Below are 11,263 nucleotides of genomic sequence, written 5' to 3'. Positions count from 1 at the left end.
GGCTACCTCACCTCCGCGCCTTCGAAGATCTGCCGGTCCAGCAGGGAGGTGAACACCGGTGCTTCGGACGCGTCGCCGGACGCGAAGTCCCAGAAGATCTCCCGCAGCTTGTCCTCCGTGAACTCCTCCTGTTCCTGCACGAGTTGGAGCTGGCCCTGTTCCCAGATCTCCTGCACGGAGGCGTTCTTGGTGTTCCCCAGGGGGGCGGCGCTGTACAGGCGGCTCATGGTCACGTCTCCCGTGGCGGAGATCGCGACGCTGCTGTCGCGCACCAGATAGGGGAACATGACGACGTCCTGGAAGGGGCGGAGTTTCTCACCCGGCACGAGGTAGGGCGCGTTGAGATTCAGGTCGAAGTCGGTGGCCGGCACCTCCTGCTTGAATACGGCCACCCGGCGGTGGACCGCCATGGTCTCTTCCTCCGTCAGGAGCAGCCGGTTGCGGCCTCCGCGGCCGTGCGCCCGCACCAGGATGAGGTCCTGACGCCGGAAGCCGTGGGCCCGCAGGTAGTGCGCCAGGTCGAACACGTTGTGCTGATTGGTCTTCATCACCGTGGTCAGCACCTTGAAACTGCGCACGCGGTCCCGCAGATAGACCGAGTTCTCCACGACCGTGTCGAACACGTCCATGAGCCGGACATCGGCGAAGGTCTTGCGCGTACCGTCCATGCTCACCCGCACGGACGAGATACCGCTGTCCACGATGCGGTCGAGCTGCTCCCGGGTGTGCGCCGCCGCGTTCGTGATCAGGGTGACGGTCGAGTGGCGCAGCTTCGGTACGACGTCCAGCAGCTGCCAGAAGCCCTTGCGGATCGTCGGCTCACCGCCGGTGAGGGTGATCTCGAACGTACCCATCCGGTCCAACTGCAGCATGATGTCCTGGAGTTGCTCGATGGACAGCATCTTGCGGCGGATGTGGACGGGGATCTCACCGGTGTTCGTACGGCAGTGGATGCAGCGCAGGTCGCATGCGTAGGTGACGTCCAGACTGGCCCGTACGGGCGCGGTGTAGCCGGGCATCAGTCGGCCCCTTCCTCTTGGAAGATACGCTGGCGTATGTCGTCCGGGTCCCGCGACTGCCACCACTCCAGGGTCCGCAGGACTCCCTCCTCGATGGCCACACCGGCCGGCCGCGACCCGAGGAGCCGGTCCTGCAGGGTGGTGTCCGCCCGGAACTCCCTGATCTCGTTCGGCCTGGAGGCGTTCCGGGTCACCTCGGCGCCCGGGGAACCCTCCCGCAAAATCCGTACGACGTCGTTGACGGAAGAGGACCGGCCCGAACCGAGGTTGACGACCGGAGCGAGCGGGCGGTCCGCGAGCGCGATGAGACGGTCCACGACATCCGTGATGTAGGTGAAGTCGCGGCGCTGCTCGCCGTCGCCCTCCACGGGCAGTTCGTTCCTGGACAAGAGGGTTCCGCAGAGCCGCGGCACCAGGGCGTCGGGCCGCTCGCCGGGACCGTAGACGTTGAAGAAACGGACGACGCCCACCTCGGGAGCGCCCGCGGCGCGCTGATGGGCCCTGGCCACCATCTCCAGGCCGACCTTGCTCGCCGCATAGGGCGAGCGGGGCGACAGCGGGCCGGTCTCGGGTGTCGGCAGCGTGCCCGCCTCGCCGTAGACCTCGCAGGTGCTGCCCACGATCACTTTGGGGACGCCGACATCCGTGCACAGGGACAGCAGGTGCCGGCCGGAGTCGACGTTGTCCAGATAGTCGAGCGGCTGCTTGAACGAGCGCGGGACGCTCTTGTACGACGCCAGGTGGTACACGAGCCGTACATCCGCGAGGTCCCTGTCCTCCAGTGCCAGGACAGGTTTCTCCAGGAACTTTCCGGTGCCTTCCGGCGGGACCATCGGAGGTACCCGCAGGTCGTCCAGGACCGTGACCTCCTCCCCGGAGGCCGTCAGCGCGCGGGCGAGGTGGCCGCCGATGAAGCCGGCGCCGCCAGTGATGAGAATTCGGTCGCTCGAAGATTTTTTCTGCACGCCAATACCTCGGAATCCCCGTAGTGGGTCAACGCGTGGTGGAGGATCGTGGGGAGCAGGAGTGTCGGAAAACCTCACTGGACCCATGTTCGACATCGGTACCTTAAGCCGTGAAAGTCACCATCGACATGTGATCCGTTTCACGTTTGAGCGCCGCACGGGGTGGAGTCCGGGCTGGACATCGCTGAAAGCGGCTTCATTCGGATGTCCATGTTCCACATCGGTGGAGGTGGTGGAAAGTGTCCACTCTGACGTGAACCCGCCGTCGGGTGGCTGGTCGTATGCGACAGTTGTCGGTACCGACGAGTAAGGATCATCCTTAACGAAGAATTCATGTCCAGCCTTGTGGCGAGGGCCTCGTGACGGTCCGTCAGAACCGCGGGGCGGGGCCCGATCACGGTGCGGGTGATCCGGGGGAGTGGCCGGTACCCGGCGCGTCGGCTCGCCGTACCGTTGACAACGCTCGTGATCCATACGTCCAGGGGCTGCTACAGCAGTTCCAGGATCTCCCTCAGGTCACGGGCGGTGGGAACCCACTGCCCGGCCGCCGCGTTGGCCCTCACCTGTTCCGGCTTCTTGGCTCCCGCTATCACCGAACTGCAGCCCGGGAAGGCGGCGAGGCCGCCGATGGCGATCTCCAGGAGACTGCGGCCGTTCTTCTGCCCCCAGGAAATCAAGGCCTCCACGGTGTCGAGTCGTGCCTCCGTCACCTGGTAGGCGCTCTCCGCGATGCGGGTCCCTGCCGGGATGGCCTTGCCGCGCCGCACCTTGCCCGTCAGCAGTCCGTGCGCCAGCGGGAAGTACGGTATGACGCCGAGCCCGAATCGGCGTGCGGCCGGGACGACTTCCCGCTCGATGTCACGGTTGAGCAGCGACCAGTGGTTCTGCGCGGAGATGAACGGCTCAAGCCCTCCGGAACGGGCGGTGCACGCGGCTTCGGCGATCTGCCAGCCCGCGAAATTGGAGTTCCCGATGTAACGGACCTTGCCCTCCCGGACCAGCTCGGTCAGAGCGGTGAGCGTCTCCTCCACGGGAGTGTGCGGGTCGGGCGTATGGACCTGATAGAGGTCGATATGGTCCGTACGGAGCCTTCGGAGGGAGGACTCGACGGCGCGGCGAATGTAAGCACGCCCGCCCTTGGCGCCGGCGGCCGGACCATACCCCATTCCCATGGTGTGATGCCCGAACTTGGTCGCCAGGACAACATCCTGCCGCTGCCTCCGAAGGCATTCACCGAGCACGGATTCGGAGTTTCCGTAGACATCAGCCGTATCGAACAGCGTGATCCCGGCGTCCAGCGCGGCGCTCACCACCGTACGCGCCTGATCCAGCCCGACGGACCTCCCCAATTCACTGCATCCCAAGCCGACCGCCGAGACGTGTAACCCCGAAGTGCCCAGTGGGATATAGCGCATGGTTTCCCAGTGTACGGCGACTTGGCGCCCGTTCAAGGGGAGGCCGCCCTTGAGGCGCGTGAAGTGCCTGCTGGGCCGGACGCGAGGGGGAGTGGTGACGCGAGAGGCCAGGGGGCCGACGGTTTTCGGTCCGGAACCTGGCCGGATCGGCAAGCTGAGACGTCGCGGATCCTTGACGGCCCCTCATGGCTGCCGATAATCGAATGGGTTGATTGCCGGCTGCCTGCTGAATTCCTCTCGTGCGCGACCGGTTGGGGGAGGGAGGGGCGTAGCATGACCAAGAGGCCTTCCGGGATCGAGGTGCGCTGCGTCGCGGGGAAAATCGGGGCGGACATTCGCGGTGTGGATCTGACGGCCATGGATGAACACGAGCCCGGCACGATGCGGGAGATCCGTGCCACCCTGCTCCGGTACAAGGTGATTTTCTTTCGCCGACAGCGTTTGAGTCACGCCACCCATGTGGCTTTCGCGCGTCGTTTCGGCGAGGTGACCCGCCTGCCCGGCTCGCAGCACGGCACGCACCCGGAAGGTTTCCCGGAGATCCTCATCGTCGATCCCGACGCGAAAGGCGCCCGGCTCGGCCTGAGATTCGAGGAGCGGCTGTACCGCAAGTCGCTCCGCCACGACTCCGGTTGGCATGTGGACATCGCCTCAGCCGTCAATCCGCCCGCGATATCGGTGCTCAGGTGTGAAGTGGCGACCGAGTACGGCGGCGACACCCAGTGGACCAATCTCGTCGCCGCTTATGAAGGGCTGTCCCGACCCCTTCAGCAGCTGGCTGACAACCTGAGAGCCGAACATGCCTTGCATGCCGGAGTACGGCTGCTGTTCTCCGATGAAGAAGACCTTGAGATCATCCGAAAACGGCTCAGCCAGACGCTGCTGACCCTCCATCCGGTGGTGCGCGTGCACCCGGAGACGAAGCAGAAGGCGCTCTTCCTGCCGCCGGCATCCGTATCCCACGTCGACGGAGTGCTCCCCTGGGAGAGCGACGGCATTCTCGGACTGCTCTTCGCCCACGTCAGCCGTCCCGAATACACCGTGCGGCACCACTGGGAGCCCGGTGATGTCGCCGTCTGGGACAACCGCGCGGTGGCCCACCTCCAGCCCGCCGATCTCCACCACACCGACTACCGGCGCAGGATGTACCGGGTACTGGTCCTGGGGGACCGCCCGGTCGGGCCGGACGGATTCGTGTCCACATCGGTGCGGGGCGAACCGCTCAAGCCTTTCACCGGAGACGGGACCGAAACCGAAACCGGTCCCGGTACCTAGTGCCGGATCAGCCACGGCTTCACGGTCTCACCAATTCGGCGACCATCGCCGCCAGCCCGTTCTCCAGCCGGGTGCGGGGCCGGAAGCCGAACCCGCGGGCGGCGACGGTGATGTCCGCGCCGGTGTGCCGGGCGTCGCCGGGCGGGGCGGGCCGCCGGTCGAGGACGACCGGCCCGGCGATCCGCTCGACGATGGTGATCGCCTGCCGCATGGACACCGGCCGCCCGCAGCCGAGGTTGGCGATCCCGGTGAAGCGGGAACAGGCGGCGTCCCGCATGGCCGAGACGACATCCTGTACGTAGGTGAAGTCGCGGGTCTGCCCGCCGTCGCCGTAGAGGGGGAACGGCGGCCCCCCGGACGCGGCGGCGAAGAGGCGGGCGAAGGCCATGTCGGGGCGCTGGCGTGGGCCGTAGACGGAGAACAGCCGCAGGGACGCCGTGGGCACGCCGTACGTCGTGCGGTACAGCTCGCACAGGTGATCGGCGGCGAGTTTGGTCACGCCGTACGGTGACACCGGGCGCGGGCAGGCGGTCTCCGGTGTCGGGAAGCGGTGGGCATCACCGTAGACCGAAGAGCTGGAGGCGTGGACGAACTTGCGGAGCGGACGGTCGCGTACGGCCTCCAGCAGGCGCTGCGTGGCCAGCACATTGCGGCTGGTGTAGAGCGCGAACTCCTGCCCCCAGGAGGGCCGTACACCCGGCTGCCCGGCCAGGTGGTAGACGGCGTCCACGTCGTCGAGCAGGGCGTCGAGCTGCGGGCCCAGCACATCGACGGGGTGGAAGGAGAAGGCCGGGGAGCGGCGCGCATCGGCCAGATTGCGCTGCTTGCGCGTCGGGTCGTAGTAGTCGGTGAGCGCGTCGATGCCGATGACGGTGTCTCCGGCGGCCAGCAGGTGGTCGCACAGGTGCGAGCCGATGAAGCCGGCCGCGCCGGTCACGACCGCCCGCATCAGCTGCTCCCGCGTACGGGAGCGCTGTCCGGGCGGGGCAGGACGCGGTCCACGCGGGCCCGCCAGGTGTAATCCCTGCGCAGTTGCCGTTCGGCCGTCCGGCCCAAGGACGCACGCTCGCCGGGGGTGTCGGCCAGGCGCTTGAGAGCCGCCGTCCAGGCCGCGACGTCGTCGGGCGGGCAGAGCACACAGTTGACGCCGTCCGTCAGGATCTCCTTGAGCACCGGCAGGTCGGAGGCGATGATCGCCTTGCCGTGCGACATGTACTCGAACAGCTTCATCGGCGAGACCCAGCGGCTGATGTCCCCGACGCCGCCGGCGCAGGCGACGCGTCGTTGGTAGGGGGCGAGGACGAGGTCGAACGCGCGGTAGTAGGGGTGCAGTTGGGAGGGCGGGCGGTGGCCGTGGAAGTGCACATGGGGCGGGAGGCGTCGGCTCCGCCAGTGGGCCAGGTCCTCGTCCGTGCCGCCGACGAGGTGGAAGTCGGCATCGGGCAGGGCGGCGGCCAGCGCGAGGATGACGTCGATGCCCCGGCCCGGGTAGAGGTGCCCGACGTACCCCACCTTCAGCGCGTCCGGCCGCCCCGGCAGCGTCGCCGTCGGCCCGGTGTCCGGGGGGAGGTCGGCGCAGTCGGAGGCGGTCACCATCTCGGGCCCGCCGGGCCGTCGCAGCCGGGGGACGGTGCGGCGGTAGTCATCGGCGAGCGCCTGGGTGGTGGTCACCACGCGGCGCAGCCCTCGCACCCGGAACAGCAGCCGCTCGACCAGGCGTTGGCCCCTGCCGGGCCTGAGGAGGTGGGTTTCGTAGACGAGCGGCGCCAGGCCCGCCGACCCGAGCAGCGCGTACAGGTCCCTGCCGTAGAGGAGATCGACGCCACCGGAGCGCCGCACGGCCCGGCGGATCCGCCAGGCCCGGAGCCAGCGGCCGAGCAGCGGGATCCGGGGAGCGGCGAAGATGCGCACCGGGAAGCGGTTGCGGGTGCCGTAGTACGCATGGACGTCCTCGGCGGGCGTGGTTCCCGGCCCCGCGTAGAGAGTGATGTCGTGCCCCGCGTCCGCGAAGGCGTCACACATGCGCATCACATGAACTCCGTTGGCGAAGACCGAAGGAATTTCGCACGCGTGCAGATAGGCGATCCGCATGGGGACTTCACCCCGTCAGTTCGTACTCGCGGAGCTCGGCGGCCGTGTCGACGTCAAGCGGTGGGGCAGGGGCGGTCAGGCCCAGTGCAGGACGGTGTTCGCGTCGAGGAATCCCATGCTCCAGAGAACGGTGGAGCGATTGTCCGTATCGTCGAGTTTGCGGCCGACGGCGTGCACTTTGGAGGAGTCGAAGACGTAGACGTCACCCACCTGGACGGGCACGGTGAGCTTCCGGAAATCCCGTAGGGATTCCAGGGGGTAGCCGACGCTGTCGTACCGGAAACCCAGGGAGTCGCGGGAGTCCCGGTCGGGAGTGATGTTCCAGTAATGGAGTTCACCGCCGGCCCCGTTCTCCACACAGGCGGCGACCCCGACCACCCGCGCGACCTCACCGGCCTCGAATCCCGCGAGGTGCGGGGATCGCATCACACTGGCGTCATCGTGCGGTACGAGAACGAAGGGCCCGGTGTTCCGCCAGGAGCGCATCTTGAACATCTGGGCCCGCCTGCCCCGGTGTTCCGCGAGGCGGAGCCGGCAGCCGCGGGCGGCGAGGTGGTCGCCGTAGTCGTCCAGCAGAGACGCGAGGGCGTCCTCGGTGCCGTCGAAGAGCGCGCCGACATCGGCGCGGATCCGCTCGGACTCGTCCAGGTACGTGTCCAGGTCCAGGGAGACGATGGACGCGCCGACGAATCCTCTGCCGTGGGACGGCAAACCGTCGGCACGGCGTTTCAGGACCGGGCTGGACCAGAAGTTCCGGCAGATCCGCTCGCACACCGGGGCACTCAGTACGCCGCGGAAGATGGCCCCGGTGATGTCGCCGCGGAGGACGTCGGACCACAGGTTCCAGTCGAGTGCTTTTCTCTCTTCGAAGCGGAAGTACGCGTCGGGGTGGACGGTCCCGTGCAGTGTGGCGACGGCACCGGATTCCGTGCTCTCGGTCATCGGGCCTCTCGCTTTCATGAATCGCTTCATGGATCCGGTTGGGGGTATGTCCTGGTCTCCCGCACGATCCAGAGGTGCCCGGTCCCGGGCCGTCGGCGAGGATTCGGCCGGCCGGCTGCCGGACACCACCACCAAGAGGCTGCCGGGGCAGTGTACCGCCGCTGACCGAATTCGGCGTGCGGGCGCCCACGGGCGGGCGCGCGGCTCAAGAGGCCGGTGTGGTGCGGGATTTCACCTGGGCGCCCCGTGCGTGAATGGTCGGCGCGGTATGGAACGAACGTCGAGTTGAACGTGGTGTCGGAGCGGGCGGCGTCGGCTCGGAATCGGATGGCCGCCGTCACCGAATCGACCCCGGCCCTATGCAGCACGGGGACTGTCGTTTACCAAGTGAGGAAGCGCGCCCGTCGGAGAGCCATTGGCGGAGACAGGAGATGTCCGGTTGCCGGACCCGGGCAGAGAGACCCGTATCGAACACGCGTGAATGGTGGCGCCTCATGGGTCGACTTCAGCAAACGGGTGACGGTCCGGCGGCACGCGACGACGGGCAGGCCCCCGGGGAACGGATGCGAGCGGCCGGACTGACCGTGCTGCCGGTACGACGCATCGCCTCCGGCGACGTGGACGCCCTGCGCCGGACCGTCGCCGACCGTTCCGGGCCCGTGCTCTGCACCGGGCTGACGGACGGCTGGGGCGCACTGGCCACCTGGAGCCCGGCCGAGCTCCGTAGCCGCCACGGTGCGCGACGCGTGACCGCCCTGGTCGGACTGCCCGATACGGGCGTACTCCTGCCCAGGGACCAGCGGTTCTACGAGAAGGAGCTCACCTTCACCGAGTTCGTGGACACCATGCTCACGACCACGGTCGCCGCACCCTGCTATCTCGCCTACCGGCGGGCCCACGAGATCTTCGACCCCGCCGACTACGATTTCGCCGCTCTCGTCCCGCACGACGGACGGCACCACACGGACACCAGGGTGTGGATCGGCTCGGCCGGCACGCGCTCGATGCTGCACTCCGACCTCAAGGACAACCTGTTCTGCCAGGTCTGGGGGGAGAAGGACGTCACGCTGCTGGCGTGGCGGGACAGCCGGGCCGCGTACCCCTTCCCCGACAACCTGGTGAACAGCCAGGTGGACCTCGGCGCCCCGGACCTGAAGCGGTTCCCCCGACTCGGCCGGGTGCGCTTTTGGCACGTACGGATGGGGCCGGGCGACCTGCTGTACATGCCGCGCGGCTGCTGGCACGACGTCCGCGCGCGCACCCCTTCCATCTCCATCAACCACTGGTTCGGAGAGCCCGTGGGCCTCGCCCGGTACCTGCGGCTGCTGGCCGTGCTCGGGCCTGCCTACTGGAGGAGCACCGTCCGCGACTTCGTCGGCCATGGACTGCTCCACCGCCAGGAGCCGACCCGGTTCTTCTTCAGCCCGGCATCCACCGGGAAGCGGCTGTACGACGCGCTGCGCTCGGGGAACTTCTCCCGGCACAACGACCCCAGCGCCCCCCAGTAGCCGAGAGACGCGAAGAGGCGGGAGAAGCCCGTATGTCTGCCAGCGAACAGCCGCGCCGCGTGCTCGTCACCGGCGGAGCCTCGGGCATCGGCGCCTCGATTGCGCGGCGCTTCGCACGGGACGGAGACCGGCTGGGTGTCATCGACCGCGACCGCGCCGCGCTGGCCGCGCTCGCCGGGACCGGACCCGGAGTGGAGCTGCTGCTCCACGCGGACGTGTCGGAGGCCGCGGCGGTGGCCGAGGCGTTCGCCACCGTGGACAAGGAGTGGGGCGGACTCGACGTGCTGTGCAACAACGCCGGGATCAGCATCCGCAGCCCGTTCCTCGACACCACGCTCGACGCGTGGGAGCGCACCCTCCGCGTGAACCTCACCGGCGTGTTCCTGATGGCCCGGGAAGCGGCCCGCCGCATGGTCGACGTGGCCGGCGGAGTGATCGTCAACACCGCGTCGGCCAGCGGGACGGTGGGCATGCCCGGTTACGCCGCCTACAACGCGAGCAAGGCCGGCGTCATCGAACTCACCAGAACCATGGCCCTGGAGCTGGCTCCCCTCGTCCGGGTGAACGCGGTGTGTCCGGGCTATGTGCTGACTCCCATGCAGCGGGCCGAGTACAGCGAGCGGCAGCTCGCCGAACAGGCCGAGGCGGTACCGCTGCGCCGCTTGGGCGAACCCGCGGAGATCGCCTCCCTGGTCGCCTATCTCGCCTCCCGCGACGCGGCGTTCGTCACCGGCCAGTCCTTCGTGATCGACGGTGGCGAGACGGCGGGCGGACTGGCCAGCGCCCGCTGAAACCGGTCGCGCCGCACCCCGCGCGGCGCCTTCGTGCACGGCTTCCCGGGCACCGGGTGCCGGGCTTTCGCCCGGGAAAACAGCGGAAACGTACGGAGGAGCAGGTGAAACGGATACGGGCAGGAACCGGGGCAGCAGCGGGACCAGCGGCAGGGGCGAACGGCACGCTCGGTGGGGAGGCCGACGCGTCCGCCGTGGTGCTCAACTCGTACACCGAGTGGGAACCGCTGCGTGAGGTCGTCGTCGGATCCCTCTCGGGCGGGGTGTTTCCCGGCTGGCAGGAGTCCATGGCGTACACGGTGCCGGAAGCGGCCTGGCGCCTGTGCCGGGAGGAGGGCGGGCTGCCGCTCCCGGCCGCCCACCTCAAGGCGGCCGAGGAGGAGCTGGACACGCTGGCGGACGTCCTGGAGGCCGAGGGCGTCACCGTGGTGCGGCCCGACACCGTCAGCCACCAGCGGCCGTTCCGGACTCCGCACTGGGCGTCCGCGGGCGGCCTGTACGCGGGGATGCCGCGGGACGCGCTGCTGGTCGTGGGGGACATCGTGATCGAGGCGCCCATGTCCTGGCGGTGCCGGTACCACGAAGCGGACGCCTTCCGTACGCTGATCAAATCCTGGTTCCGGCGGGGCGCCCGCTGGATGCCGGCACCCCGCCCGCAACTGACCGAGGAGCTCTACCGGACCCCCGGCGGCGCGGAATCCCCCGCCGCGGAGCGATGGGCGGTCACGGAGTTCGAGCCGGTCTTCGACGCCGCCGATTTCCTCCGGTTCGGCGAGGACGTCGTCGTGCAACGCAGTCATGTCACCAATGAGTTCGGCATCGCATGGGTCCGGCGGGCCCTGGGAGCGGAGTTCACCGTGTCGGTCGTCGAGACCGATGACCCGCACGCCATGCACATCGACGCCACCTTCGCCCCGCTGGCCCCCGGCAAGCTGCTGGTGAACCCCGAACGGTACGTCCCCCACCGGCTGTTCGAAGGCTGGGACATTCTTCCGGCGCCCGGCCCGACGCTGCCGCCGGACTGGCCGATGTACTTCTGCAGCCCGTGGGTGAGCATGAACGTGCTGTCCCTCAACCCGGAGACCATCGTCGTGGAGCGGCAGGAAAGGCCGCTCATCGACGCGTTGACCGCCTGGGGCTTCCGGTGCATACCGGTGGATTTCCGGCACGTCTACAGCTTCGGCGGATCGTTTCACTGCGTGACCCTCGACACGGTACGGGACGGGGGGCCTGCCAAATATCTGGCCTCGTGAGGGC

General features: G+C 68.6%; 10 protein-coding genes. 4 read left to right on the top strand and 6 right to left on the bottom strand.

Features of this window, described 5'->3' with window-relative positions:
• Positions 1–2: 2 nt before the first annotated feature.
• From A6A06_RS32855 to A6A06_RS32845, 3 genes are all read right to left on the bottom strand, one after another.
• Positions 3–1,019 (bottom strand): radical SAM protein, encoded by a 1,017-nt coding sequence (locus tag A6A06_RS32855; RefSeq protein ID WP_073766447.1) that lies wholly within the window; start codon positions 1,017–1,019, stop codon positions 3–5.
• Complete coding sequence (locus A6A06_RS32850; RefSeq protein ID WP_199931326.1) at positions 1,019–1,984, bottom strand: NAD-dependent epimerase/dehydratase family protein; 966 nt, start codon at positions 1,982–1,984, stop codon at positions 1,019–1,021. Before A6A06_RS32850 ends, A6A06_RS32855 begins: the two co-directional genes overlap by 1 nt.
• 488 nt (positions 1,985–2,472) lie before the next feature.
• The gene (locus tag A6A06_RS32845; protein WP_073766445.1) at positions 2,473–3,399 is read right to left on the bottom strand and encodes an aldo/keto reductase; all 927 of its coding nucleotides are present in this window, start codon (positions 3,397–3,399) and stop codon (positions 2,473–2,475) included.
• 273 nt (positions 3,400–3,672) lie between these two features.
• On the opposite strand from A6A06_RS32845, the gene A6A06_RS32840 reads away from it, so the two are divergent.
• A complete protein-coding gene (locus A6A06_RS32840) occupies positions 3,673–4,674 on the top strand; it encodes a TauD/TfdA dioxygenase family protein (protein WP_073766443.1) in 1,002 nt (333 codons plus the stop codon).
• Positions 4,675–4,693: 19 nt separating this feature from the next.
• Here A6A06_RS32840 and A6A06_RS32835 read toward each other — a convergent pair whose 3' ends face one another.
• The 3 genes from A6A06_RS32835 to A6A06_RS32825 all read right to left on the bottom strand — a co-directional run bounded on the left by A6A06_RS32835 (position 4,694) and on the right by A6A06_RS32825 (position 7,707).
• Entirely contained in the window at positions 4,694–5,623 is a 930-nt protein-coding gene (locus A6A06_RS32835; protein WP_073766441.1) for an NAD-dependent epimerase/dehydratase family protein, read from the bottom strand.
• Entirely contained in the window at positions 5,623–6,765 is a 1,143-nt protein-coding gene (locus A6A06_RS32830) for a glycosyltransferase family 4 protein (protein WP_073766439.1), read from the bottom strand. The genes A6A06_RS32835 and A6A06_RS32830 overlap by 1 nt, the downstream gene beginning before the upstream one ends.
• A gap of 75 nt (positions 6,766–6,840) precedes the next feature.
• Positions 6,841–7,707, bottom strand: a complete 867-nt coding sequence (locus A6A06_RS32825; RefSeq protein WP_073766437.1) for a hypothetical protein — start codon at positions 7,705–7,707, stop codon at positions 6,841–6,843.
• 494 nt (positions 7,708–8,201) lie between these two features.
• Here A6A06_RS32825 and A6A06_RS32820 point away from each other — a divergent pair, with 494 nt between their 5' ends.
• From A6A06_RS32820 to A6A06_RS32810, 3 genes are all read left to right on the top strand, one after another.
• Positions 8,202–9,215 (top strand): cupin-like domain-containing protein, encoded by a 1,014-nt coding sequence (locus A6A06_RS32820; protein ID WP_242441071.1) that lies wholly within the window; start codon positions 8,202–8,204, stop codon positions 9,213–9,215.
• Between the two features lie 32 nt (positions 9,216–9,247).
• The gene (locus A6A06_RS32815; RefSeq protein WP_073766435.1) at positions 9,248–10,006 is read left to right on the top strand and encodes an SDR family NAD(P)-dependent oxidoreductase; all 759 of its coding nucleotides are present in this window, start codon (positions 9,248–9,250) and stop codon (positions 10,004–10,006) included.
• A gap of 104 nt (positions 10,007–10,110) precedes the next feature.
• On the top strand, positions 10,111–11,259 hold the full coding sequence (locus tag A6A06_RS32810; RefSeq protein WP_242441070.1) for an amidinotransferase: 1,149 nt from the start codon (positions 10,111–10,113) through the stop codon (positions 11,257–11,259).
• The last annotated feature ends 4 nt before the right edge of the window (positions 11,260–11,263 follow it).

The organism is Streptomyces sp. CB02923 (assembly GCF_001905005.1).
Classification (GTDB): domain Bacteria; phylum Actinomycetota; class Actinomycetes; order Streptomycetales; family Streptomycetaceae; genus Streptomyces.
The sequence above is the reverse complement of the archived record's forward strand: the minus strand, read 5'-3'. Positions and strand labels throughout refer to the sequence as shown.

What these genes read in the sequence shown, in the direction of transcription:
- A6A06_RS32855 (WP_073766447.1), bottom strand. Translation starts at nt 1,019, where the DNA reads ATGCCCGGCTACACCGCGCCCGTACGGGCCAGTCTGGACGTCACCTAC.
- A6A06_RS32845 (WP_073766445.1), bottom strand. Translation starts at nt 3,399, where the DNA reads ATGCGCTATATCCCACTGGGCACTTCGGGGTTACACGTCTCGGCGGTC.
- A6A06_RS32840 (WP_073766443.1), top strand. Translation starts at nt 3,673, where the DNA reads ATGACCAAGAGGCCTTCCGGGATCGAGGTGCGCTGCGTCGCGGGGAAA.
- A6A06_RS32835 (WP_073766441.1), bottom strand. Translation starts at nt 5,623, where the DNA reads ATGCGGGCGGTCGTGACCGGCGCGGCCGGCTTCATCGGCTCGCACCTG.
- A6A06_RS32830 (WP_073766439.1), bottom strand. Translation starts at nt 6,765, where the DNA reads ATGCGGATCGCCTATCTGCACGCGTGCGAAATTCCTTCGGTCTTCGCC.
- A6A06_RS32825 (WP_073766437.1), bottom strand. Translation starts at nt 7,707, where the DNA reads ATGACCGAGAGCACGGAATCCGGTGCCGTCGCCACACTGCACGGGACC.
- A6A06_RS32820 (WP_242441071.1), top strand. Translation starts at nt 8,202, where the DNA reads ATGGGTCGACTTCAGCAAACGGGTGACGGTCCGGCGGCACGCGACGAC.
- A6A06_RS32815 (WP_073766435.1), top strand. Translation starts at nt 9,248, where the DNA reads ATGTCTGCCAGCGAACAGCCGCGCCGCGTGCTCGTCACCGGCGGAGCC.